Consider the following 24179-nt stretch of genomic DNA (forward strand, 5'->3'; position numbering starts at 1 on the left):
GGCGTTGTAAAAAATTTTCAAATTCTTCCACAACACCCTTTGATCTGACACTTGTAGGGTTCAGAGATAAAAGAGATGGTGCTTTTTCTTACCCAGCTTGACCAGGAAGAAACGCTCAAAGCGAGCGCTCTCTTTCGAGAACAGAGTCGCGGCATCCATATTACGATCCAACGAACAAACCTCATCGTTAATGACGACGGCACTACGCTGCAGCGCGTCCTTAACCTGCTTACCGGAGGTTGCCACGCCAGCTTCGGTCAACAACGTCGTCAACGGCAGGTCGGCCAGTTCTGCCGGAACCTGCGAAGCGGGCAAACCATCCAACTGCAGCTGAGCGTAATCATCAGCATCCAAGGTGGAGTGATCACCAGAGAACAGCGCTTCTGTTATTCTGCGCGCGCCAGCCAGAGCATCATCCCCATGTACCAGACGGGTAACCTCCTCAGCCAGAATACGCTGCGCTTCCGGACGCCCTTCACGCGCTTGGTCCTCCGCTTCAATCGCTTCGATGCGCGCCACATCCAGGAAGGTAAAGAACTTCAGGAAGCGGTACACATCGGCATCTGGCGTTTGAAGCCAGAATTGATAGAACGCGTAGGGGGACGTCTTTTTGGGATCGAGCCATACCGCGCCGCCTTCGGTTTTGCCGAACTTGGTTCCATCTGACTTGGTAATCAGCGGCAGGGTCAAACCATGCACAGACCTACCGTTCATGCGCCGCACCAACTCTATACCACCAGTAATGTTACCCCACTGATCTGAGCCGCCGATCTGCAGAGTGCAGTCATACAGCTCATTAAGTTTCTGATAGTCGTAGGACTGGAGTATCTGGTAGGTGAACTCGGTAAACGAGATGCCCTCACCCTCACGCTCAATACGCTGTTTGACCGACTCTTTGGAGATCATCTTGTTAACACTGAAGTGCTTACCGATATCTCGAAGGAAGCTCAGCACATCGACATTTGAGGTCCAGTCATAATTGTTGGCCAGAATGGCGCCACCGTTATCGTTGAACTCGATAAACTGACTGATCTGACGCTTAAGGCAATTACTCCAGTCTTGTACAACCTCGGCAGAGTTCAACTGTCGCTCCTGCGCCTTAAAGCTCGGATCACCAATCAATCCAGTCGCACCACCAACCAACGCGATGGGACGATGGCCATATTCCTGGAAACGCTTCAGCATCAGCAACGGTACCAGATGGCCAAGATGAAGGCTGTCTGCTGTCGGATCAAAACCGCAATAGAGAGTGACGCGCCCTGATCCCAGATGCTCGACCAGCTCCTCTTCGCTGGTTGTTTGCGCGATCAATCCGCGTGCTTTTAAATCTTCTATCAGACTTAGCTTACTCATAGCGGCCTTCTATTTTTAAGGTCAGTTGTACCAGAACAAGGCGCGCATTTTAGCGCTCGCGCTTGACCCAGACAAACAAAGGAGCACAAAAGCTCAAGAAATCAACCAAACGGCGGACAAAAGGTAAAGGAACTTATATATAATCGACGGTCATATACAGCTGTCGTTTAACCACTTTATTTTGCCTATTTTCACCGGGGTGATGCCGTGCTGCGAAAAGTCTCTACCCTTATAGGCAGCCTGCCGAAAATTCATCTGGCGGCTGCTTCTATATGTACCCTCATTGTTGGCACCACTCTGTTGCTTTTACCCTCCGAAGAGGTCGAGGCTACTCGCAGCACACTCAAGCTCGTACCAGCCCAGGTACAGCCTGCGCAATCAGCTTCATTCGGAACCGAGTTCACCCCGACAGACGAGCACGAAGAATCATTCGACACGGAATCATCCGGTACAACAGAACCGGAGATGGCTTTGGCCAGCACACAGATCGAAGCAGCCGTCCCCCCTCCTGTTATGGAAAACTGGATCGACTACGATGTCCGTAGCGGTGACAGCCTTACATCACTGTTCAAACGCGCAGGACTCTCTGCACGTGACGTTTATCAGGTCAGTCAGGCCACCGAGGAAAACAAGGTTCTGTCCCGCCTTTACCCGGGACAGACCATCTCTTTCCTGATTCAAGAAGGTGAACTTCAGAAGCTCAAATTTGTTCAGGACCGCCTCAACAGCGTTGAAATATCACGCACCGATGACGGATATACCACGCAAGTGCTGAGCCGGACACCGGACGTCACCCCTCATATTGTTAGCGGCACAATCAGCAACTCGCTGTTTGTGGATGCAAGCCGCGCGGGCCTGTCCGACAACATGATCATGCAGTTGGCCCAGATTCTCGGCTGGGACATCGACTTCGCACTGGATATCCGTAAAAACGATCATTTCCGCGTACTTTACGAAGAGAAGTTTCTCGACGGCGAAAAAATCGGGGAAGGTGACATCCTTGCTGTCGAATTCGTCAACCAAGGCGAAAGCTACGCTGCCGTGCGTTATACCGACAGCAATGGCGATACCAACTATTTCACGCCTGACGGCCAGAGCATGCGCAAAGCATTTCTACGCTCCCCGGTCGACTTCCGCCGCATCAGCTCAGGCTTCAATCCAGCCCGCCTACACCCGGTCCTTGGCACCAAGCGCCCTCACCGCGGGGTTGATTACGCGGCGGCCACCGGCACCCCGATCAAAGCATCCGGCGATGGCAAAATCATCTGGAGAGGCACAAAGGGCGGCTATGGTCGCTGCATCATCGTTCAACACGGCGGTAATATCACCACCCTGTACGCACATATGAGCGGCTACAAATCAGGCCTGTCCACAGGTTCCAGAGTCAAGCAAGGTGAGGTAATCGGCTACGTCGGGATGTCCGGATTGGCATCCGGCCCGCACTTGCATTACGAGTTCCGTGTTAACGGCGTGCACAAGAACCCCATGACGGTATCACTGCCCCACGCCGAGCCTGTTGCCAAAGCGGAGCACACCGCTTTTCAGCGCGAGTCATCTCGGCTTATGGCCATGCTGGACAAAGGCGCAACGGAGCTGGCTCTTGCCAACCCCCAGCAGCCACCGAGCAACTGAGGATGTCGCTCTATATCGGCCTCATGTCCGGCACCAGCGTTGACGCCATCGACGCGGTGCTGGCCAGATTTGCCCCCCGGTTCGAGTTACTATCCCAACACTCCGTCCCGATAGAACCCACGCTCAAGCAGCGCATACTCGAGCTTGCCGATGCTACAGACTACAGCATCGACCGGTACGGCGCTCTAGACACCGAACTGGGCGATCTATTTGCAACTGCAGTGAATGAACTCGTCACACTAAGCGGAATAAACCCCACCCAGATCTCCGCCATCGGTAGTCATGGCCAGACCATCCGACATCGACCAGACCTTGGTTTTACGCTGCAAATAGGTGACCCCAGCCGTATAGCCGAGCGCACCAGGATGACCACAATAGCGGACTTCCGACGCCGTGATGTGGCCGCCGGTGGACAGGGTGCTCCGTTAGTACCCGCCTTTCATCAATGGCTCTTTCACTGTTCAAGCGAAGATCGCGTCATTGTAAATATTGGCGGCATGGCAAATCTGACATCTCTGCCTTCGGACACGCAACAACCCGTAATCGGATTCGATACCGGCCCGGGTAACGTGCTGCTAGACGAATGGAACCTTTGTCACCAAGGCACCGCCTATGATGCAGAAGGCGCCTGGGGTGCCAGCGGTGTTGTTGATGCAGCGCTGCTAGAGGCCGCGCTTGCGACACCCTTCTTCAGCGCTCCTCCGCCAAAAAGCACGGGGCGAGAGCTATTCAACCGGCGCTGGCTCGACACGCTGATCGATCAGCTCCCCCAAGCACCAAGCGCGGCTGATGTTCAGGCCACTCTTGCGGAACTGACCGCCCGCTCCATCGCCGAGGCGATTGACCTGCTGCCGCTATCCCGGCCCACTACCTTCGTCTGTGGAGGCGGGGCCCATAACGCTCACCTGATCGCGCGCTTGAGACACCATTTACCCAGCTCTCGCATCACCTCCACAGCGGAACTTGGCTTACATCCCGATTGGGTGGAAGCGGCTGCGTTCGCGTGGCTGGCCTGGCGAGCGGAAACTCGCCAGCCAGGTAATCTGGCCGCCGTTACCGGCGCAGAGGGCGCACGAATTCTGGGCGCCATCTATCCTGCCTGAAGGCCGTTAGACTCAACGAAAGTGATGAAAGCGTGTTTTTACAGACTGGTCGTGCACCGTCAAACAATCGGTGCACGACCGTGTGAGAATCAGATCGAGAAGGAGGAGCCGCAACCGCAGGTTGTGGTTGCGTTGGGATTGTTGACCACGAACTGCGAGCCCTGCAGGCCCTCTTTGTAATCCACGATCGAGCCTGCCAGATACTGGAAGCTCATGGGATCTACCAACAGCGTCACACCGTCACGGACCACTTCGGTATCATCATCAGCTTTTGCCTCATCAAAGGTAAAGCCGTACGAAAAACCCGCACACCCACCGCCGGTGATATACACCCGCAGCTTGAGGTTATCGTTCTGCTCCTCTTCGATCAGAGATCTGACTTTGGCCGCCGCCGAGTCGGTAAAGACCAGCGCATCCTGTACGTTTTCGCTCATATTGCTGCAAACCCTCCGATAGAGGGTGAATTCTCTCTTATACCAACTGTTTTAGTCAAGTATTACGGCATCAGGCCAACGATTTTCAGCCCCTCATCTTCGGCAAAGCCGAACATGATATTCATCACCTGAACAGCCTGACCGGACGCTCCCTTGACCAGGTTATCGATCACTGACAGCACCACAACCGTGTCATCCTGCTGAGGACGATGGACACTGATACGACACACGTTAGACCCTTTCACACTGCGCGTTTCGGGATGGCTGCCCGCTGGCATGACATCGACGAACGGCTCGTTAGCAAAACGCTCCTCGAACATCTGCTGCAGCCCAGGGTCCACAGGGTCTTTCAGCACGGAATAGAGCGTCGCGTGAATACCGCGAATCATCGGTGTCAGGTGCGGCACGAAGGTAAGACCCACCTCACGACCGGCCGCCCGGGTCAGCCCCTGACGAATCTCAGGCAGGTGACGGTGCCCCGGCACGCCATAAGCCTTCATGCTCTCGCTGGATTCACACAGCAGAGACCCCACATTGGCACCACGACCCGCGCCGCTCACGCCGGACTTGCAGTCCGCAATCAGACGGCGGTGATCCACCAAACCTTTCTCAAGCAATGGCAGGTAACCCAGCTGAGTAGCCGTCGGGTAGCAACCTGCACACGCCACGAGCTGCGCGTCGGCGATCTCGCTGCGATTGACCTCGGGCAAGCCGTATACCGCTTTCTCGACCAAATCCGGACAGGTGTGTTCCAGCTTGTACCACTTTTCCCACAGCGGCACGTCCTTGATCCGGAAGTCAGCCCCCAGATCGATAATGCGCACGCCGCGCGCGACAAGCTCCGGTGCCATCGACATCGCGACACCGTGGGGGGTAGCAAAGAAGACCACGTCACATTTTGCCAGACGGTCGATATCCGGCACGGTGAACGCAAGATCATAGTGACCACGCAGGTTGGGGAACATATCCGCTACGCGGATACCCTCTTCGGAGCGCGAGGTGATAACCTCGACTTTCACCTGTGGATGGTTGGCCAGAATACGCAGCAGCTCTACGCCGGTATAGCCTGTTCCCCCAACGATACCTACACTGATCACGCTAACCTCTCATAACTTTTTCAGAACTGTTACTCTTACACCACCGATTCGGAAACGACGCCAGCCCGAGACACCCGGGTTTCAGTACTCCGAAGAAGCTTTATCATACTCACACAACTGTTTAATGACTATCGAATGCGAATAGAGACCACGCCGCATGCCATCGCTTGAACAGTTCCGGCAACGGCTTTCCCACTTCGACGCACTGCCCCAACTGGTCCTCCTCGGAGTCCTTGCCGGATTCAGCACCGGCCTTGTCATTCTGTTATTCAGGCTGGCGATCGAGTTACCACAGTTTTGGCTACTGCCCAGTGGCATCAGCGAAGATTTCGAATCGCTCGCGCCTTGGCAGCGATTCTGCTTTCCTGTAATCGGCAGTATCATCTTGGTCGCCCTGTTGATACTCGTTCCCCGTGTTTCACGCAGCGTCGGCATTCCACACCTTCTGGAGCGGCTGAACTACCATCAGGGACAGCTATCGATTTCCAATCTGCTGACCCAGTTTGCAGGCGCTACAATCGCCATCGGCAGCGGCCACAGCGTCGGCCGCGAAGGCCCCGCGGTCTATTTAGGCGGAAGTTGCGGCAGCCTGATCGGTCAGTGGCTGAACCTGCCCAATAACACTCTGCGCATCCTGATCGGCTGCGGCAGCGCAGCCGCCATCGCCGCCGTATTCAACACCCCGCTGGCCGGCGTCATCTTCGCCATGGAGGTGATATTGCTTGAGTATAGTATTCTCGGTTTCATACCCGTCATTGTCGCCGCAGTCGTTGCCGATGTTTTGGTACAGCTGGTCATCGGGCACGCCGCCAAACTGCACCTGCCTGAGCTATCCAGCGACATTCTTCCCGAACTTCCACTACTGCTGATACTCGGCCTTGGTATCGGGCTCGTTGCCGCGGCCTTTATCTACACACTGCAACAAACGCTCAAGCTACGCGGCACTCCCTTACCCGTGCGATTCATTATGGCAGGCCTGCTGACCGGCATGGTGGCCATGGCGGTTCCGGAAGTGATGGGCACCGGTTATGACAGCATCCAACGACTGTTCGACGCGCCGGCAGCACTGGAGCTTTTGCTGCTATTGTTGGTGTGCAAGACGGTACTAACGCCCTTCGTGATAGGCTTGGGCCTTCCTGGGGGAATCATCGGACCTTCGCTGGTGATCGGCGCCCTATCCGGCGCGCTGCTGGCGGGATTTGCGCAGAAACTTGGATTTAATATGCCGGTGGACCTGTTCACGACCATCGGCATGGGCGCCATGATGGGCGCAATACTGAATGCGCCGCTTGCGGCACTGATTGCGCTGCTTGAGCTGACCGACAATTCCGCCATCATTCTGCCCGGTATGATCGCCATCGTCGTCAGCAACCTGACGCTCAGATCCCTCTTCAAACGCCCCTCCGCGTTCCAGGCAACACTCGAGGCTCGAGGACTGGACATACGTCAGGCGCCGCTGGCCCAGGCGCTCTCGCGGGCGGCCGTCGGCAGCCTGCTGGAACGCGATATCATCAGCACCCCGGCTGTCATAACATCAGAACACGCCGACCGGCTGCTGCAAACGGCACCCCGCTGGTTCCTCGTCGAACAGGATGAGGCCCGCGCGCTGCTGCCGATGGGCGATCTGACACGTTGGCTGGAAAAACATCCAACCGAAGACGGCAAGCCCGAAATCGAGATCGAGTTACTGCACATTCCCGCCAGCCGTCAGGAAGCGATTCCCATCTACTCCCGCGCCACCCTTCATGAAGCTTGGGAGACGATGACCGCCCACGGCGTTACCGTACTCTTGGTGATTAGCAACCAGGGCGTCCCCCTGGGCGTGATTCGTCGCAGTAAAATCGAAGAGTACTACAACCACAAACAGGCCCTATGAACACTCCGAAACTTTCCGGGCTTTATGCCATTACCGATGCCGGCTTGATGCCGACCGATCAGCAGATGCTTGACGCGGTGTCCGCCGCATTGCGCGGCGGCGCCAGCCTCGTGCAATACAGGGACAAATCCGGGGACAGTGCAAAACGATTGCGTCAGGCCAACGCGCTGGTAGAGCTATGCCATCAGTATCAGGTACCGCTGCTGATCAATGATGACGTCGAGCTGGCCCTGTCATGCAAAGCCGACGGCGTCCACCTTGGACAGAAGGATGGCTCTCTGGATGCCGCACGCGCAAAGCTGGGCAAAGATGCCATTATCGGTATCACCTGCCACGACCGTCTGGATCTGGCGCTCACGGCCGAGGCCGGCACAGCCGACTACGTGGCTTTTGGTGCGTTCTTCCCCTCCAGCACCAAGCCCGATGCGCACCCTGCACCTCTTAGTCTGCTAAGCGAAGCACGAAAGCAGCTTAAATGCCCGATAGTAGCGATCGGGGGGCTCAGTATGGATAATGCCAGCCAGGTTATCGAGGCCGGTGCGGATCTGATTGCGGTGATCCATGCCCTTTTCGCGCAGGACGATGTAGAAGCCCAGGCGCGGGCATTCAACCGGCTTTTTCACGCTTAATTCGAATACTTTTTCACCTATTACATAGGATGGTGCTTCATGTCTGCTTCCGAAACTCTGTTCCAGGCTGCACAGACTCACATTCCCGGAGGCGTCAACTCTCCGGTTCGCGCATTCAAGGGGGTTGGCGGCACGCCTGTTTTCTTCAAACGCGGAGAAGGCGCCTACCTGTTCGACGAAGACGACAAGCGCTACATCGACTACGTAGGCTCCTGGGGGCCGATGATTCTGGGTCACTGCTATCAGCCGGTTATCAACGCAGTGCGCGAATCACTGGACAACGGTCTGGGCTTTGGCGCCCCTACCGCCATCGAGACAGAGATGGCTGACAAGGTCTGTGAACTGATGCCCTCCATCGAGATGGTGCGCATGGTCAGCTCCGGTACCGAGGCCACCATGAGCGCTATCCGTCTTGCCCGCGGCTATACCGGGCGTGACAAGATCGTCAAATTCGAAGGCTGCTATCACGGCCACTCCGACTCCCTGCTGGTAAAGGCAGGCTCTGGCGCACTGACCCTTGGCGAACCTAACTCCCCGGGCGTCCCCGCAGCGCTGGCAGAGCATACCCTGACGCTGAACTACAACGACTTAGACAGCGTCCGTCAGGCTTTTTCCGAAGTGGGTGAGCAGATCGCCTGCATTATCGTCGAGCCGGTCGCCGGAAACATGAACTGTGTACCGCCACAACCGGGATTCCTCGAGGGACTGCGCGAAATCTGCGATGAATACGGCACCGTGCTGATCTTCGATGAAGTCATGACCGGATTCCGAGTCGCCCTCGGTGGTGCACAGGCGCTGTATAACATCAAGCCCGACCTGACCACACTGGGCAAGGTTATTGGTGGCGGCCTGCCCGTAGGCGCCTTTGGCGGAAAGCGCGAAATCATGTCCCACATTGCGCCGCTGGGTCCGGTTTACCAGGCCGGTACGCTGTCCGGAAACCCACTCGCGATGGCAGCAGGTCTGGCCATGCTCAACGCGCTTTGCGAGGGTGATATTCACGAGTCTCTGGCAGCCAAAGCCGAATACCTGACTCAAGGTCTGGAAGTGATCGCTGCACGACACAACATCCCGTTCACCACAACCTGTGTCGGCGGTATGTTCGGCCTGTTCTTCACCGATGCCAAAGAGATTCGCGGCTTCAGCGATGCCACAGCGTGCGACACCGAACGTTTCGGTCGCTTCTTCCACGCCATGCTCGATCAGGGTATCTACCTGGCACCCTCGGCATTCGAGGCGGGATTCATCTCCGATGCTCATACCGAGGCGGATCTCGACGCAACGCTGGAAGCCGCCGACAAAGCGTTTGCATCGCTCTGATGGTGAATGTCGTAACGCTGGCAGCGGATCTGCTGCTGGTAGTGGCCGCCTCAGGCAGTGCGCTCTGGTCCTGGACAGCGAGATCAAGCGTTGACCAGCAGCGCGCCCTGCTGAGTGCCTGGGCGTTGAGCGCACTGTTCGTTGCGCTCTCCGTGCCTGCCACCTACCTGCCGACCGATAACGGCAATGATCTGAGTGTGATTCGCCAGATGGCGCTCAATCTGGCGATCTATATCTCGCCGGCGTTGATAGCCGTTGCAGTGTACGCTCAGGCGCGTGGCCTGTATTGGTCTCCTGCAGGCTGGGGGCGGCTTCTACTGGGATTGTTTGCCGGCTTCGAACTCAGCCGCCAAATGGGCTACGCCGAGCCATATCTGCAAACCCTGGGCACTGCAGTGGTTGCCACTGTGTTCGCAGGCGGCTTTCGCTTTGGCGAGCCGAACGCGCGTAAAACGATGTCACTTGCGGCCGTCGTGCTGGGCGTGGCTTTTGCCGTAGCCAGCCCGGCGGCACCAGACTGGGGGTTGGCAATCAACGGGCAAAGCCCTGCCGGCTTCAGTGCGCTCTGCGCCCTATCTCTACTGCTCGGCACCAACGCCCTGCGCAGGGAGCTGGCCGCTGCCGCGCACTCACAGCATTAAGCGAGATTAGTACCGGCTCGCTTCCTGCTGTGCGGCGCGGGCACCTGCGCCATTACCTGCATCACTGCGGATCAGTGCGATCAGGCTCCACAGGCGACGCAGTTCGGTTGGCTGCCCATTGGCCACATTCACACCTTTCAGCGCTACCTGCTCGGCCTGCATGAACTGGCCGAGTCGGCGCTGTACATCCGCCAACTGGTAATACACCTGAGGATCGCGCGGCGCGATACGCAGAGCCCTTTCAAGACTGTTCTGCGCGGCACGCAGATCACCGCCCTGAGTATTTCGGTTAGCTGTATCCAGTAGCGCAACGACTGCTGCGTTACGCGGCTCGCTAGCCGGCATCTCCGTCGGCGCCACATTGATCGAACCGCTCTCAGGTAACGTCTCACGCTGCGGTCTGAAGACAGGCACATCCTCAATCGGCTGAACGCTCACGCCCGGGCTCGGCTCGACACTTTCCACGCTGCCCGGAGGTGGCGGCGTCGTAACCTGCCGATTACTGCGATCTTCAACCGGTGTGACATAGGGGTTCGGGCCCACACAACCGGCCAACATCATGGCGCCCAGCACTGCCGCAAGCTTTTTCATATCCCTGCCTTTGCTCTTCATTCAATCAATTACTGGAACCAGCTGCGGAACCAGTCCAATGGATTGCCACTGCGCCGCAACTGCCCGCAATCCACACTGTCCTTGGGCTCGGTACCGCGAATGAACGGCAGCTGACGCGACCCTTCGCAGCGCTGATCCGACAACAGTCCGGTCGCATCATCCACCCAGACATATTCCACTTTCTCGGGGCGCGTAGCGTAGAACGGCTCTGGATGTTCACGGCGCATGTAATCCGTCCAAATTCTAAGCGCACCGCCCGAACCCGTGAAGGGCAGCTTGGCATTATCATCCCGCCCTACCCAGACCACCGCAAGGCGATTGCCGGTAAAACCGGCAAACCAGCTGTCGCGCTGATCGTTCGATGTACCAGTTTTGCCCGCGATATTCAGGTTGGGCGGTAACTGGGAATAGACATAGCGGGCCGTCCCCTCTCGCGCCACCTCCTGCATGGCATACTGAATCAGGTGCACAAGTGCCGGATCGACCTCCTGTCTCAGAGCAAAGGGGTAGCGGGACAGCTCCTGCCCCTGAGCATCGGTTACCGACCGGATTGCGCGCAGCGGCATGCGGAAGCCGTTGGCCGCCAGCGTCTGGTAGACACCCGCCACTTCCAGTGGCGATAGTGCCTGCGCCCCCAACAACAGGGATGGATAGGGCTTCAGTTCCCGCTCGACACCGAGGCGCTCAAGCATGTCAATCACCTTGTCGACCCCGATATCGAGCCCCAGCCTCGCGGTAGATTGATTGTAGGAGTGCGAAAGCGAATAGTGCAGTGGCACCCGGCCATGGCTCTTGTTGTCGAAGTTATCCGGTGACCAGACATCGCCATTGGGCAGCTTGAGCTTGAAAGCCTCATCCTCCAGAGGGGTGGCCAGAGTATATCCGCGCTCCAGAGCGGTCAGATAGATGGCCGGCTTGACCAGAGAGCCGATCGGACGCAAGGCATCCAGTGCCCGATTGAAGCCTTCATAACGGGAGTCACGCCCGCCGATAACGGCGAGAATCTCGCCGGTCTGCGGGTCTGTTACCACCATGCTGGCTTCCAGCCCCTTGGCCGACTGGCCATAGCGTTTTTCCAACTGCTCAAGCGTGGTGCTCTGAGCCCGTTCAGCACGCGACTGAACCTGCGGATCGAGTGCCGTGAACACGCGAAGCCCCTCGCTGCTCAGGTCCTCTTCCCTATACTCCTCACGCAACTGACGGCGAACCAGATCAAGGTAGGCGGGATAGGCGCCCTTCTGCAGACTACGTTGCTCAACCACTCCGAGCGGCTCAGCCACCGCCTCTTCATATTCGGCATCGCTGATCTTGTCCTGCTCATGCAACAGACGCAAAACCAGATTGCGTCGGTTCAGCGCGCGCTCCGGATGGCGGCGGGGATCATAGTAGGAGGGGCCCTTAACCAATCCTGCCAGCAGCGCCACCTGAGACAGACTCAACTCGCCCACAGGACGCCCGAAGTAGTACTGACTGCCCATACCGAAGCCATGAATCGCCCGCGCCCCGGACTGGCCGAGGTACACCTCGTTCAGGTAGGCCTCGAGAATCTCATCCTTGCTGTAGTGCAGATCAAGCAAAACAGCCATCGGCATTTCGAGCAGTTTGCGCGCCAGCGTGCGCTCGTCGGTCAGGTAGAAGTTTTTGATCAACTGCTGGGTCAGTGTGCTGCCACCCTGCACAAACCGCCCTGCGCGAATATTCACCATCATGGCGCGTGCGATCCCTTTCAGGGAGATACCGTGATGGCTGTAATAGTCGCGATCTTCCACTGCGACCAGCGCCGTCGGCAGCATCGCAGGCGCATCCTCCAGTCTTATCAGATCGCGATCTTCGTTATCCTGTGGATAAATACCACCGATGAGCACCGGCTCCATACGTACCAGCGACAGCGAGCGTCCTCGGTCATCGAGAATACGCTGCAGCCCCTGCCCGCCGAACTCCAGTGTCATGTTACGCGACGGCTCGGCACCGTCAGGGAACGGAAAACCACGGGTTACCAGCTGCACCCGCCCACCATTCCAGTGCGCGCTACCGGGACGGCTGACAGAGGATACCGACCGATAGCCGAGTCCCTTGAGCTCCAGACGAAAGTCCTCAGCACTGAGCTGCTGCCCCGGATAGAGTTCCAGCGGACGGGCATAAACCTTGGCCGGTAGCGCCCAGCGCTTACCCTCAAACTTTTCACGAACCTGCGCATCGAGGTAGATCAACCCCACTGCCGCGATCACCGCAAGCACCAGCGACAACTTCAAAAGCGGACCCAACAGTGCTCTGAACCAGGATCGGGATGTTTTCCGACTGCGGCTGTTTTTGCGGTTATTTCTCTTTTTACTCATCGGTTCAGTATAATCCGGAGCTTTATTGAAAGATTGCGCGCCATGGTACCAGAACTGATCGAACGCTTGCGCCTACCCGAGCAGTATCCTCACCCGGTTGGCGAGATCGAGGTAATCGAAACCCACATCTCCTGGCTTCTGCTCACAGGCGACTACGCGTACAAGATCAAGAAACCCGTCGATTTCGGCTTTCTCGATTTCACTACGCTTGAAAAGCGCCGTTACTGCTGCGAGGAGGAGCTGCGCCTGAATCAGCGTCTGGCGCCGGACATCTACGAAGCCGTCGTGCCCATCAGCGGCAGCGAGAGCGCTCCTCAGCTTGGCGATGACTCGGCCCCGATCGAATATGCCGTGCGCATGCGCCAGTTCGAATCCGGCCAGCGTCTTGACCAACTGCTCGAGCGCCACCAGTTCCAGGCGGAATGGATTGACGTGCTCGCCGGACAGATCGCCCAGTTTCACAAGCGTATTCCCTTTGTCTCGCCCGACAGTCCCTGGGGTGAACCCGACACCATTGCGGGCGTCGTGTTCGATAACTACCAGCACATCAACCGGGAACTGCTCGACCCTGCCGACGTGGAGCTCCTCGATAAACTCGAGGCGTACACTCAACAGCGTTTCGAAGCGTTACGGGAGATTATGGTCGCCCGCAAGCGCACCGGTCGCGTCCGCGAGTGCCATGGCGACCTGCACTTGGGCAACGTAACGCTGTACCACGATCATCTGAGACTGTTTGACTGTATTGAGTTCAATCTCCAGTTCCGATGGATAGACACCATCTGTGACCTGGCGTTCCTGCTCATGGACCTGGAAGCCAACGGACAGTTCCGTTGGGCCAACCGCCTGTTGAACCTGTATCTTGAGATCAGCGGCGATTATGAGGGTTTGGTACTGCTCGATTTTTACAAAGCGTACCGTTCCATGGTGCGGGCAAAAGTGGCGATGCTTGGCGAACATCCGGATATTGACGCGTTCCGCCACTATCTGCATTTGACCAAACGCTACTGCACACCCAAGCCCCCGTTTCTTTTGCTGATGCACGGTGTCAGCGGCAGCGGCAAGAGCTACCTGAGCAAGCGTTTGTTCGAAGCGATGGGTGCCATTCGTATCCGATCCGATGTAGAGCGCAAGCGCATATTCCGCAGCGCATCGCGCAGCGAGAAGCTTGAACTGTACGGTTCGGACATGAACCTGCGCACCTTCAACCGTCTGCTGGATACCACGCGGCAAATGCTCAGGGCAGGCACCAGCGTGGTAGTCGACGCCACCTTCATCCGCCTGCGCGGGCGCACACTGTTTCGCCAGTTGGCAGAACGCGAGAAGGTACCGTTGCGCATCATCAGCTGCCACTGCGATCAAAACCTCATCGAGGCCCGCCTTAAGCGGCGCGCCGAAGAAGGAAGCGATCCCTCGGATGCTGACATTGAAGTGATGCGTCACCAGCTCGAGATTCTGCACCCGATCACGGCAGAAGAGCAGCTGCTGACGCTGGAAGTGGATACCCGCGACGATGAAGCGATAGAGCAACTGCTCTCTCAGCTGCGGGCACAGAAGTTGATGGCGTATTAGGCGCGGGGAGCGGCATTACTGGTAAACACGCCCAGCCCGTCCCCGGTCTGGTAACGCTCGATCGGAACCTCAAACAGGGCCGAGAGCTTGTTCGGCTGCATCACCTCAGCCGTGCGCCCCTGTTCGACCAGCGCGCCTTTTCCGAGCAACAGCACAGCATCGGCATAGCGTGATGCCAGATTCAGGTCGTGCAATACCATCAGCACGGCATGACCCTCACGCTGTGCCAGCGTTCGGATCAGCGCCAACGCCTGGTGCTGATGCCGCAGATCCAGCGCGGACAGCGGCTCATCCAGCAGGATGACCGAAGGCGAACAACCTCGTTGAACCAGCACACGGGCCAGCTGCGCCCGCTGCGCCTCTCCACCGGACAGGCTCAAATAGTTGCGGCTCAACAGGTGTTCTAGATCAAGCCCTTGAGCCAGTTCCTCAATACGTCGATCCAGGTCAGGCAGGGGCAGGTCAAGCGGGTAGCTGCCCATCGCAATAACATCCCGCACGCTGAACGCGAAATCCAGAGGCTGACGTTGCAGCATGACCGTCATATGCCGGGCTCGCTCACGCAGCGTGTAACGCGACAGTAGCAGGCCTTTCAGCCTCAGCTCGCCGGCACTGGGCTCAAGCAAACCACTGAGCAACGCCACCAGTGTCGACTTCCCGGCACCGTTGGGGCCCAGCACACCGCTGAGCTCTCCACCCTTCAGCCGCAGATCGAACGCCTCCAGCCGGCGGGACGCTCCCCGGTCGTGCGCGACACCTATCGCCTCAAGCATCGACACCCCCGCTGCGTAACCGATACACCAGTATCGACAGGAAGACCGGACCACCAATCAACGCGGTCAAAATACCTACCGGCAACTCCGCCGGGCTCACCAGCATGCGCGAGAGCAGATCCGCCAACACCATGAACAGCGCGCCCAACAGGGCGGAATGAGTCAGCAGATACCGGTTATCCGGACCACAGAGCAAACGTATGAGATGCGGCACGATAAGGCCCACGAAACTGATCAAGCCACCGAACGCGACCACCGCCCCAACCCCCAGCGCGCATAGCAGCACCAGCCGACGCTGCAGGCTTTGAACATCGACACCGAGCAGCTGAGCCTGAGAGACACCCAGCAACAGTAGGTTCAACTCATGCCCTTCCCGCGCCAGCAACATCAACACCGGAAAGGCCACAACAATTAATACCAGCACCGGCATCCAGCCATCAGCACTGAGGTTGCCCAACAGCCAGAAGCTGGCCTCTCGCAGCGTATCCGCATCGGACAGATACTTAAGCGCACCGATACCGGAGATGGCGATTGCATTAATCGCCATGCCGGTCAGCAGCAGTGTAGTCACCGAAATACCGGACAGAGTGCGAGAGAGCCTCACCACCAACAGCGTCGAGGCCAGGCCACCCAGAAAAGCGGCCAACGGCAAAATCACCGGATCAAGCCTGTGCTCAAGCAGCCAGCCACCGGCTAACACCATCAGGCCCACCACCGAAAGCGACGCGCCAGCCGACACACCTATGAGCGATGGGTCCGCCAAGGGGTTTCGAAACAGTGCCTGAGCGGCGGCGCCAGTTGTCGCCAGCAACGCACCGGCGAGCAGACTCAGCAGCAGACGAGGCAAACGAAGCTGATAGAGTACCCGCCCCTGATCACCCTGGGGGTTAAGCCACGCCTGCGCCCCCAGATCCAGAGCACCGTAGTTAAGACTGATCGCCGACACCAATACCAGCGCGGCAATCAATATCAGGCGAACCGTAACCGGGGACAGGTGTGTCGCAGGCAAATAAACTCTCCAGCCGGAAAATCAAAGCGCTATTATAGGCAGCCAACCCTCTAAACCAACAGCGGCCTGATCCGATGCAACTGCTTTGCCTGCTCCATGAAATACCCGACGGCGAGGGCCGGGGATTCGATATCGACGAACACGCACTGGTCGCGATTCGACGCGGCGACCGGGTATATGTCTACCGCAATAACTGCCCGCACCGCGGCATCCGGCTGGAGTGGCAGCCCGATCAGTTTCTCGATTACGAAAAACAGTATATCCAGTGTTCCACCCACGGTGCCCTGTTCACGATCGACAGTGGCGAGTGCGTAGCCGGCCCCTGTCCCGGGGAGATGCTGACCGGCATTCGCTGCCAGGTGGACGGGGACAGTGTTCTGATCGAGCTTTAACGCTGCCCGCGGCGTGCCAAGCGCTCCAGCGCCAGCTCGATGCGATCCAGCCCGGTGGTATAGGAAAACCTCACATAGCGCTGTGCATCGAAGCGTGAGAAATCAGCACCGGGCGTCGCCGCCACCTTGTCCTCCTCGAGTAGCGACCAGCACCAATCGAAGCTGTTATCCGTTAGATGGCTGGCGTCGGCATACACGTAGAATGCGCCTTCCGGGGCGCGGTGAATACCAAAACCCAGTTCACGCAATCCCGACACCAGCAGATCCCTGCGTTTACCGAACTCCGCCCGACGCTCTTCGAACAGTGCGATCGACTCCGGCTCGAACGCGGCCAGTGCCGCATGCTGGGACAGTGTCGGGGGGGATATAAACAGATTCTGTGCAATCTTCTCCATCTCGGCGACGGCATCGGCGGGCCCCACCAGCCATCCCAGCCGCCAACCGGTCATGCCGAAATACTTGGAGAAGCTGTTCATCACCAGAGCACCCTCGTCGATCGCCAGCACCGTCTGGGCATCGAAACCGTAGGTCAAGCCGTGGTAGAGCTCATCAACGATCAACTCGCCCCCCAGTTCGCGCACCGTTGCAGCGATCGCCGCCATCTCATCGGGCGGCACCACAGCCCCGGTAGGGTTGGCCGGAGAGGCCAGCAACACACCGGCCGTTTCCGGCTGCCAGTGCTCGCGTACCAGCTCGGCGGTCAGCTGAAAGTTGGTGGACTCATCCACCCTCACCCGCTGTGCACGCGCCTCAAGCAATCGTAGAAACTGCGGATTACAGGGGTAGCCCGGATCCGCCATCATGAAACTGCGCCCCTGCTCGGCCAGCAGCGCAAACGCCAGCAGCAAACCGCCAGAGGCCCCCGGCGTGACCAAAACCCGTTCCGGACCGATCTCGACGCCATAGCGCTCTTTGTAAAAACAGGCAATCCGCTCACGCAGGGCCGCAATACCGCCGGCTGGCGTGTACTGCACAATACCCTCATCGAGGGCTCGGCGAGCAGCTGCCTGCACCGCCGGCGCCGTTTTGAAGTCAGGTTCCCCCGCTTCCATGTGCACAACGTCGAAGCCCAAATCATCCAGCTCACGCGCTCGCTTGAGCAGGTCCATCACTTTGAACGAGTCTATTGCCCGTGCCCGGGCGCTCCAGTTTTCTACTCTCACGGTAAGGCTACCCTTCTAACTTTCAACGCCGAAGTATACTGTGCCAACGTCCACTCGTCGTTGCACCAAATGGCTACACTTAGTTGCCAACGGTTAGGAAAGTGAGCAAAACGCCTGATCGGGTCTAGCCTAAAGGGAAGGCTTCTGGTAATTTCACCGGCTTTTGAGATACCGCGAATTTTTGCGGTGCCTATTTCAGGATCAAGGCCCGGCACCGGGAGAGACCCGCAACGCCGGCCCTAGACGTGAGGCTGCGCCAATGCCAAATACAACCGATACACAGTTCACGCACTTCGAACCCTACCCCCTTAATACGGGCGAGGAGTACATGAACGATGCGCAGAAAGATCACTTCCGCGCCATACTGCTGGACTGGAAACGTCAGCTGATGGAAGAAGTCGACAGCACCATTACGCATCTCAAAGAGGAAGCGTCCAACTTCGCCGATCCCAGCGACCGCGCCAGCCAGGAAGAGGAATTCAGCCTCGAACTGCGCACACGCGACCGTGAGCGCAAGCTGATCCGCAAGATCGAAGAGGCCATGGAGCGCATCGACGAGGACGATTACGGCTACTGCGATGCCTGCGGCGTCGAAATCGGCATCCGCCGTCTGGAAGCCCGTCCGACCGCGACGCTTTGCATCGATTGCAAGACGCTGGCCGAGATCAAAGAGAAGCAGCTCGGCGGCTAAGCTCTGACACGACCGGGCTGCAGCGATACTGCAGCCCTCGTGAAGGCTCTCAGGACCCGACTCTTTTGCGTTGCATCGGCCGTTTCGCGCCCTCTCCTACAGGCCCTCTTCACTCAGGCTCTCTGCTTGCCGCGTTAGCCAGTTATCTGGACATTCGTGCCCAGAATGGCCTTTGGCTTCTGCGTATCGAAGATCTGGACCCGCCAAGGGAAGTGGAAGGCGCCACCGATCAGATTCTGTTCGCACTGGAGCGCTTCAACCTCTTCTGGGATGGCGCCGTTACCTACCAAAGCCAGCGTCATGAACTCTATCGCGACGCGATCAGACAGCTTGAGGACAACGGGCTTGCCTATCGGTGCCAATGTAGCCGCAAGCAGCTTAACGAGCGTAACGCGCTAATTCATTACGACAGGCACTGCCTGCAGCATCCGCCACCCGACTCAGCCCATTGCGCCATCCGCACCCTGGCTGACTCACCCGAACTTGCGTTTACTGATCGCATACAGGGTAATCGCGTCTATTGTGGCAGCGATGCACCCGGCGACTTCGTCATCTTCCGCCGCGACGGTTTCTTTGCCTATCAGCTGGCAGTCGTAGTCGATGACGCCCAACAGGGTATCACCCAGGTAACCCGCGGCGCCGACCTGATCGATGAAACACCCAGGCAGATTATCCTCCAGCAGCATCTGGGCTACGCCCGCCCTGCCTATGCACATATTCCGGTACTGACCAACGAACAGGGCCAGAAGCTGAGCAAACAGACCTTTGCACGCCCCTTGGACCTCAAACCGGAGCAGGTCTCGGGACAGTTGTTCAATGCGCTCAGACAGCTCGGTCAGTGCCCGCCCACCGTACTCGAACGGGAAGCACCGGAGGCGATACTGGAGTGGGGCGTCGCCCATTGGCAGTTATCACGGGTACCGACCGGACTGACCCTCGGCCGAGGTGCGGAGCACGATCATGTATAGTCATCGCCTGTTACTGATTATTGCGCTGCTCACCGCCCTGCTAGGCCCTTATGTACTGGAGTTGTGGCTATTCGACTCCGGCCCCTGGTACCGTCCCTTTCTGATCTGGCTGGCCCTGTGTATGCTGGTCGCATTGATTGAGCAGTGGCATCGACATGACCTTTGAACTCTCCCATCTGCTACTGATCTGCCTCACCTACCTGCTCTGCCTGTTTGGCGCGGCCTACATGACCGAACGCGGCATGCTGCCCGCCAAGCTGATCCGTCATCCGCTGCTGCATGCCCTGTCGTTGGGTGTATACGCCAGTGCCTGGACCTTTTACGGCGCCTTCGGTATGGCGTCGCAGTCGGGCATGCTCTACCTTGGATCCTATATCGGCGCTGCTGCCGCGTTCATGCTGGCCCCGATCATCCTGATCCCGATCCTGCGCATCACCCGCACCTACCAGCTTTCATCGCTGGCTGACTTGTTCGCCTTCCGTTTCCGCAGCGGTCAGGTCGGCACCGTGACAACCCTGGCCCTGCTCTGTGCCTGCCTGCCGCTGATCTCGATCCAGATACAAGCTGTCTCCGACTCGATCTACATGCTTAACCAGCAACTGGGCCGTCCTCAGATCGCAGCTGGGTTCTGCACCATCATCGCCCTGTTCGCGATTCTGTTCGGGGCACGTCGCGCTTCGCTTCGCAACAGCCATAACGGCCTGGTGGTGGCCGTGGCGATCGAGTCTGTGATCAAGCTTTTAGCACTGCTGACCGTCGGACTGTTCGCCTACTTCGGCTTTTTCGGCGGGCACGACGGTCTGATGGAGTGGCTGGCAGCCAATCCCGATGCACTGGCGCAGATGCAAAGACCCAGCACCCCGGGCGGATGGCAGGTGCTGATCCTTGCGTTTTTTACCAGCGCCATCGTCATGCCCCATATGTTTCATCTGGCATTCACCGAAAACGTCTCCTACGAGAGCCTGTACAAGGCCACATGGGTCGTCCCGCTTTTTCTGCTGCTGATGGCGGTTTGTGTACCCCCGATCCTCTGGGCAGCCCATGCCAGCGGCGGGCCGATCGCCCGCCCTGAATTCGTAGTACTCAATCTTGGCCACACCCTGAATCAACCCTGGCTGACGCTTGTTGCGATGATCGGCGGACTTTCAGCAGCCAGCGGTCTGATCATCGTGGCCGCCGTCGCACTGGCGTCGATGCTGCAAAACCATATGGTACTGCCGCTGGTCCGACGCCCCGAGCAGACACGCTTGTACACCTGGCTGCTCTGGCTGCGACGTCTGTTGATCATTCTGCTGATCTTCATCTGCTACCTGTTTACCATCACCTTCGGCGAGAGTTTCTCCCTACAGCAACTCGGTGCGCTGGGCTTTGCCGCCTTTCTTCAATTCCTGCCCGGCCTGCTGGCGACGCTGTTCTGGCCTGGCGCCAGCCGCCGGGGCTTCCTGCTCGGTCTGGCCGGCGGTTTCGGCATATGGCTGTTTGCTATCACCCTTCCCTTGCATCGGGAGATCCTGCAACTCGATATCCCGATCATCAGCAGCGATCAAAACTGGAATCTGTTCGTACTGCTATCGGTACTGGTCAACCTGTTTCTCATGGTGGCCGGTTCATGGCTGTTCCCAGGGACAACCAGCGAACAGCAAAGCGCCGAAGCCTGTGTCATGAACAGCCTGCAACGCCCGCTGGGACAAGCGCTCCCCTCGGGACAGGCCAGCGACCTGGTTGCCCAACTCGAGCCGCGCATCGGCAGCGAGAGCGCACTGCGCGAGGTCAACCGCGCACGCGTCGAGCTCAACCTGCCACAAGGCGATCTACGCCCTATCGACATGCTGCGCATTCGTAGTCAGCTGGAGCACAACCTGTCCGGATTGCTCGGTCCGGTTGAAGCCGCCTCCATCCTGCAGACACAGTCTCCGACACCGGGAGGCGGCTTCCGCGCACGCGAGATCCACCTGCTGGAGCAGCAACTGGAGCATTACGATGCCCGGCTCTCCGGATTGGCCGCCGAGCTGGATCAGTTGCGCCGCTATCACCGTATAACCCTTCAACGCCTGCCCATAGGGGCGTGCACGCTGAGCGACGAGCACAGAATACAGTTCTGGAACAGCGAGCTGGCCCGTTACACCGGCATTGATGATGAAAGCTGCATCGGCCTGCGGCTGCTGAACCTGCCTGCCCCGTGGAACCAGCTGCTGGATGACTTCGCCAGTGGCGATGCTCAACACGAACCCGCCGTGCAGATGGATATCAATGGCGTCCCCCGTTGGTTCAGTTTGCACAAAGCCTCACTCGGTGGTGCCTCCTCTCAGGGCATGGTTTTACTAGTCGAAGATGAAACCGAATACCAGATGATCTCGCGCAATCTGGCCCATCAGGAACGCCTGGCATCAATCGGCCGTTTCGCCGCCGGTGTGGCCCATGAGATCGGCAACCCCGTTACCGGCATCGCCTGTCTGGCCCAAAATCTGAAACTTGAGACAGACTCGCCAGAGATCCTCGAAACAGGCGAACAGATTGTCGAGCAGACCGAGCGCATCAGCCGTATCGTGCAGTCCCTCGTACGCTTCGCCCACACCGGGCGCCAGCACAATGCGCTGGTGTGTGAGCAGGTATCGCTTCAGGAGTGCATCGCCGATGCCATCAGACTGGTACAGCTCGACAGTCGTGTCCGACAACAACGGTTCATCAATAGTGTCTCCTCTGACCTCAAGATCTACGCCGACGCGCAGCAGATGCTGCAGGTGTTTATCAATCTGCTGAACAACGCCAGCGATGCGTCGCCGGATGATGGCGAAATCAGGGTAGAAGCGGATACCGAAGGCAAGCGGATAGAACTGAAAATCACGGATGAAGGAACAGGCATAGCACCCGAACACATAGGGCATCTATTCGAGCCGTTTTTCACCACCAAAGAACCCGGTCGTGGCACCGGTCTGGGACTACCTTTAGTCTACAATATTATTACTGAACACTATGGTAGTATCGAACTCTTCAGCCCCGCCAATAAGAAACAGAATAATGGCACTCAGGTGGTGATTACCTTACCCCGGTACTCGGGCTCTTCCCCCGATTGAGTACCGCCCAAGAGAGACAAGGGTCCAAGCCATATGAGCCGAATTCTGATTGTTGAGGATGAGTCAATCATCCGTTCAGCACTCAAGCGCTTACTTGAAAAGCATGAGTATGAAGTCTGCGATGCAGGCTCGATAGCGGAAGCCACCGAACGCTTCCAACTGCCCGATTTCGATCTGATCATCAGCGATCTGCGCCTGCCGGGCGCCGCGGGCACCGACTTGATCGAGCTGGCCCGCCCCGTGCCGGTTCTGATCATGACCAGCTATGCCAGCCTACGCTCTGCGGTCGACGCGATGAAGCTTGGTGCTGTGGACTATATCGCCAAGCCCTTCGATCACGACGATATGCTGGCAACCGTTTCCACCGTGCTCAATCGCAGCCGCAACGCGCCTGCGCAGGATCAGCCAAAACCCCAGGGCGGTACTGAGCGCACCGAGATCATCGGTACCTGCCAACCGATGCAGGAGCTGTTCAAACGGATCAGTAAAGTGGCGCGCACCGACGCCACGGTATTGATTCTGGGCGAATCGGGCACCGGCAAGGAGCTGGCCGCTCGCGCGATCCATGAACAGAGCGATCGTGCCGGGCGCACCATGATCAGCGTCAACTGTGCAGCCATCCCCGACACCCTGATCGAGTCCGAACTCTTCGGCCATGAGAAAGGGGCGTTCACCGGCGCCAACAGCAGCCGAAGCGGCCTGATCGAGTCGGCCGATGGCGGCACCCTGTTTCTCGACGAGATCGGTGAACTGCCGCTTGAGGCGCAGGCCCGTCTACTGCGTTTCCTGCAAGAGGGCGAAATTCGCCGAGTCGGCGCGGTACAGCCACGCCGGGTCGATGTGCGTCTCATCGCAGCCACACACCGCGATCTGAAAAATCTGGCCAAGAGTGGCGACTTCCGCGAAGACCTCTACTACCGTCTCTACGTAATGGAGCTGAAAATGCCTCCGCTGCGTGAGCGTGGCGAGGACATCATCGAGCTGGCACAACGTTTTCTCGACCACAGCAGCCGCAAGCTTGATGCCGGACGGTTAAGCTTCAGCCCCCAGGCCCGCGAAGTGATGTTGAGTTACGCCTGGCCCGGAAACGTGCGTGAGCTGGAGAATGCCATCGAGCGTGCCGTTATCTTGGCAGACAGTGAGCAGATCACGCCTGAGCTTCTCGGCCTCGACACCGACCACATCTCGCTCAGCTCTCTGGAGTCCAGCTACGAGCAGAACCTGAGCATTGCGGAGCAGGACGACAGGTCGGCCGATAGTCTCAGCCCCCGAACCGACCTTTCGCTGGATGATTATTTCCAACGTTTCGTGCTTGAGAATCAGGAGCAGATGAGCGAGACAGAGCTCGCCCGCACACTGGGCGTTAGCCGCAAGTGCCTGTGGGAACGCCGCCAACGGTTGGGCATCCCTCGCCGACCACGGAAGTAACACTTTGGTACCCTGGGTAACAGATCAAAAGTGTTACCCATCTACCCATGCTGCAACGCAAAAATCGTGTGTCGAGGTA

General features: G+C 58.2%; 21 protein-coding genes. 13 read left to right on the plus strand and 8 right to left on the minus strand.

The window, feature by feature from the left end:
- Positions 1–60: 60 nt before the first annotated feature.
- Positions 61–1353: a tyrosine--tRNA ligase gene (gene tyrS, locus ADIMK_RS02905; protein WP_036183409.1), complete on the minus strand. Its 1293-nt coding sequence runs from the start codon at positions 1351–1353 to the stop codon at positions 61–63.
- 207 nt (positions 1354–1560) lie between these two features.
- Here tyrS and ADIMK_RS02910 point away from each other — a divergent pair, with 207 nt between their 5' ends.
- Both ADIMK_RS02910 and ADIMK_RS02915 read left to right on the plus strand, forming a co-directional pair.
- The gene (locus ADIMK_RS02910) at positions 1561–2985 is read left to right on the plus strand and encodes an OapA family protein (protein WP_036183411.1); all 1425 of its coding nucleotides are present in this window, start codon (positions 1561–1563) and stop codon (positions 2983–2985) included.
- 2 nt (positions 2986–2987) lie between these two features.
- Entirely contained in the window at positions 2988–4088 is a 1101-nt protein-coding gene (locus ADIMK_RS02915) for an anhydro-N-acetylmuramic acid kinase (protein WP_036183414.1), read from the plus strand.
- Between the two features lie 89 nt (positions 4089–4177).
- Here ADIMK_RS02915 and erpA read toward each other — a convergent pair whose 3' ends face one another.
- Both erpA and argC read right to left on the minus strand, forming a co-directional pair.
- Positions 4178–4522: an iron-sulfur cluster insertion protein ErpA gene (gene erpA / locus ADIMK_RS02920; protein WP_036183416.1), complete on the minus strand. Its 345-nt coding sequence runs from the start codon at positions 4520–4522 to the stop codon at positions 4178–4180.
- Positions 4523–4584: 62 nt separating this feature from the next.
- On the minus strand, positions 4585–5619 hold the full coding sequence (gene argC / locus ADIMK_RS02925; RefSeq protein WP_036183418.1) for an N-acetyl-gamma-glutamyl-phosphate reductase: 1035 nt from the start codon (positions 5617–5619) through the stop codon (positions 4585–4587).
- A gap of 157 nt (positions 5620–5776) precedes the next feature.
- Between argC and ADIMK_RS02930 the strand changes: the two genes are divergently transcribed.
- Genes ADIMK_RS02930 through ADIMK_RS21195 form a run of 4 tightly spaced genes read left to right on the plus strand, consistent with a single transcriptional unit; the run spans position 5777 to position 10085 of the window.
- Positions 5777–7495: a chloride channel protein gene (locus ADIMK_RS02930; RefSeq protein WP_036183421.1), complete on the plus strand. Its 1719-nt coding sequence runs from the start codon at positions 5777–5779 to the stop codon at positions 7493–7495.
- Positions 7492–8124, plus strand: a complete 633-nt coding sequence (gene thiE / locus ADIMK_RS02935) for a thiamine phosphate synthase (protein WP_036183422.1) — start codon at positions 7492–7494, stop codon at positions 8122–8124. Before ADIMK_RS02930 ends, thiE begins: the two co-directional genes overlap by 4 nt.
- 39 nt (positions 8125–8163) lie before the next feature.
- Positions 8164–9444 carry a glutamate-1-semialdehyde 2,1-aminomutase gene (gene hemL, locus ADIMK_RS02940; RefSeq protein WP_036183425.1) on the plus strand — a complete coding sequence of 427 codons (1281 nt, stop codon included), beginning with the start codon at positions 8164–8166 and terminating at the stop codon, positions 9442–9444.
- Positions 9444–10085 (plus strand): hypothetical protein, encoded by a 642-nt coding sequence (locus ADIMK_RS21195; protein ID WP_051692380.1) that lies wholly within the window; start codon positions 9444–9446, stop codon positions 10083–10085. Before hemL ends, ADIMK_RS21195 begins: the two co-directional genes overlap by 1 nt.
- A gap of 6 nt (positions 10086–10091) precedes the next feature.
- Here ADIMK_RS21195 and ADIMK_RS02950 read toward each other — a convergent pair whose 3' ends face one another.
- Both ADIMK_RS02950 and mrcB read right to left on the minus strand, forming a co-directional pair.
- Positions 10092–10676 carry a tetratricopeptide repeat protein gene (locus ADIMK_RS02950; protein ID WP_036183428.1) on the minus strand — a complete coding sequence of 195 codons (585 nt, stop codon included), beginning with the start codon at positions 10674–10676 and terminating at the stop codon, positions 10092–10094.
- 29 nt (positions 10677–10705) lie between these two features.
- The gene (mrcB, locus tag ADIMK_RS02955) at positions 10706–13033 is read right to left on the minus strand and encodes a penicillin-binding protein 1B (protein ID WP_036183430.1); all 2328 of its coding nucleotides are present in this window, start codon (positions 13031–13033) and stop codon (positions 10706–10708) included.
- A gap of 42 nt (positions 13034–13075) precedes the next feature.
- Between mrcB and ADIMK_RS02960 the strand changes: the two genes are divergently transcribed.
- Entirely contained in the window at positions 13076–14602 is a 1527-nt protein-coding gene (locus ADIMK_RS02960) for a bifunctional aminoglycoside phosphotransferase/ATP-binding protein (protein WP_036183433.1), read from the plus strand.
- On the opposite strand, the gene ADIMK_RS02965 is transcribed toward ADIMK_RS02960, so the two are convergent.
- Together ADIMK_RS02965 and ADIMK_RS02970 are read right to left on the minus strand one after the other, a co-directional pair.
- Positions 14599–15375 (minus strand): ATP-binding cassette domain-containing protein, encoded by a 777-nt coding sequence (locus ADIMK_RS02965; protein WP_036183435.1) that lies wholly within the window; start codon positions 15373–15375, stop codon positions 14599–14601. The genes ADIMK_RS02960 and ADIMK_RS02965 overlap by 4 nt on opposite strands.
- The gene (locus tag ADIMK_RS02970; protein WP_051692382.1) at positions 15368–16384 is read right to left on the minus strand and encodes a FecCD family ABC transporter permease; all 1017 of its coding nucleotides are present in this window, start codon (positions 16382–16384) and stop codon (positions 15368–15370) included. The genes ADIMK_RS02965 and ADIMK_RS02970 overlap by 8 nt, the downstream gene beginning before the upstream one ends.
- Positions 16385–16458: 74 nt before the next feature.
- On the opposite strand from ADIMK_RS02970, the gene ADIMK_RS02975 reads away from it, so the two are divergent.
- The gene (locus ADIMK_RS02975) at positions 16459–16776 is read left to right on the plus strand and encodes a Rieske (2Fe-2S) protein (RefSeq protein ID WP_036183438.1); all 318 of its coding nucleotides are present in this window, start codon (positions 16459–16461) and stop codon (positions 16774–16776) included.
- Here ADIMK_RS02975 and ADIMK_RS02980 read toward each other — a convergent pair.
- Positions 16773–17939, minus strand: coding sequence for a pyridoxal phosphate-dependent aminotransferase (locus ADIMK_RS02980; protein WP_036183440.1), 1167 nt, complete (start codon positions 17937–17939; stop codon positions 16773–16775). The genes ADIMK_RS02975 and ADIMK_RS02980 overlap by 4 nt on opposite strands.
- 259 nt (positions 17940–18198) lie before the next feature.
- Here ADIMK_RS02980 and dksA point away from each other — a divergent pair, with 259 nt between their 5' ends.
- The 5 genes from dksA to ADIMK_RS03000 all read left to right on the plus strand — a co-directional run bounded on the left by dksA (position 18199) and on the right by ADIMK_RS03000 (position 24100).
- On the plus strand, positions 18199–18630 hold the full coding sequence (dksA, locus tag ADIMK_RS02985; RefSeq protein WP_036183443.1) for an RNA polymerase-binding protein DksA: 432 nt from the start codon (positions 18199–18201) through the stop codon (positions 18628–18630).
- A 65-nt stretch (positions 18631–18695) separates the two neighbouring features.
- Positions 18696–19598, plus strand: a complete 903-nt coding sequence (gluQRS, locus tag ADIMK_RS02990; protein ID WP_036183446.1) for a tRNA glutamyl-Q(34) synthetase GluQRS — start codon at positions 18696–18698, stop codon at positions 19596–19598.
- Positions 19591–19764 carry a hypothetical protein gene (locus ADIMK_RS22070; protein WP_197027459.1) on the plus strand — a complete coding sequence of 58 codons (174 nt, stop codon included), beginning with the start codon at positions 19591–19593 and terminating at the stop codon, positions 19762–19764. The genes gluQRS and ADIMK_RS22070 overlap by 8 nt, the downstream gene beginning before the upstream one ends.
- Positions 19754–22672 carry an ATP-binding protein gene (locus ADIMK_RS02995; protein WP_036183448.1) on the plus strand — a complete coding sequence of 973 codons (2919 nt, stop codon included), beginning with the start codon at positions 19754–19756 and terminating at the stop codon, positions 22670–22672. Before ADIMK_RS22070 ends, ADIMK_RS02995 begins: the two co-directional genes overlap by 11 nt.
- Positions 22673–22705: 33 nt before the next feature.
- Positions 22706–24100, plus strand: a complete 1395-nt coding sequence (locus ADIMK_RS03000; RefSeq protein ID WP_036183450.1) for a sigma-54-dependent transcriptional regulator — start codon at positions 22706–22708, stop codon at positions 24098–24100.
- Positions 24101–24179: the final 79 nt, after the last annotated feature.

Source organism: Marinobacterium lacunae, from assembly GCF_000705555.1.
Taxonomy (GTDB): Bacteria; Pseudomonadota; Gammaproteobacteria; order Pseudomonadales; family Balneatricaceae; genus Marinobacterium_D; species Marinobacterium_D lacunae.

Coding starts and splice junctions, on each gene's coding strand:
- ADIMK_RS02965 (WP_036183435.1), bottom strand. CDS start 15,375: ATGCTTGAGGCGATAGGTGTCGCGCACGACCGGGGAGCGTCCCGCCGG.
- ADIMK_RS02950 (WP_036183428.1), bottom strand. CDS start 10,676: ATGAAAAAGCTTGCGGCAGTGCTGGGCGCCATGATGTTGGCCGGTTGT.
- ADIMK_RS22070 (WP_197027459.1), top strand. CDS start 19,591: ATGTATAGTCATCGCCTGTTACTGATTATTGCGCTGCTCACCGCCCTG.
- ADIMK_RS02975 (WP_036183438.1), top strand. CDS start 16,459: ATGCAACTGCTTTGCCTGCTCCATGAAATACCCGACGGCGAGGGCCGG.
- dksA (WP_036183443.1), top strand. CDS start 18,199: ATGCCAAATACAACCGATACACAGTTCACGCACTTCGAACCCTACCCC.
- ADIMK_RS02915 (WP_036183414.1), top strand. CDS start 2,988: ATGTCGCTCTATATCGGCCTCATGTCCGGCACCAGCGTTGACGCCATC.
- hemL (WP_036183425.1), top strand. CDS start 8,164: ATGTCTGCTTCCGAAACTCTGTTCCAGGCTGCACAGACTCACATTCCC.
- ADIMK_RS02960 (WP_036183433.1), top strand. CDS start 13,076: ATGGTACCAGAACTGATCGAACGCTTGCGCCTACCCGAGCAGTATCCT.
- tyrS (WP_036183409.1), bottom strand. CDS start 1,353: ATGAGTAAGCTAAGTCTGATAGAAGATTTAAAAGCACGCGGATTGATC.
- ADIMK_RS02995 (WP_036183448.1), top strand. CDS start 19,754: ATGACCTTTGAACTCTCCCATCTGCTACTGATCTGCCTCACCTACCTG.
- ADIMK_RS21195 (WP_051692380.1), top strand. CDS start 9,444: ATGGTGAATGTCGTAACGCTGGCAGCGGATCTGCTGCTGGTAGTGGCC.
- thiE (WP_036183422.1), top strand. CDS start 7,492: ATGAACACTCCGAAACTTTCCGGGCTTTATGCCATTACCGATGCCGGC.
- ADIMK_RS03000 (WP_036183450.1), top strand. CDS start 22,706: ATGAGCCGAATTCTGATTGTTGAGGATGAGTCAATCATCCGTTCAGCA.
- ADIMK_RS02930 (WP_036183421.1), top strand. CDS start 5,777: ATGCCATCGCTTGAACAGTTCCGGCAACGGCTTTCCCACTTCGACGCA.
- erpA (WP_036183416.1), bottom strand. CDS start 4,522: ATGAGCGAAAACGTACAGGATGCGCTGGTCTTTACCGACTCGGCGGCG.
- mrcB (WP_036183430.1), bottom strand. CDS start 13,033: ATGAGTAAAAAGAGAAATAACCGCAAAAACAGCCGCAGTCGGAAAACA.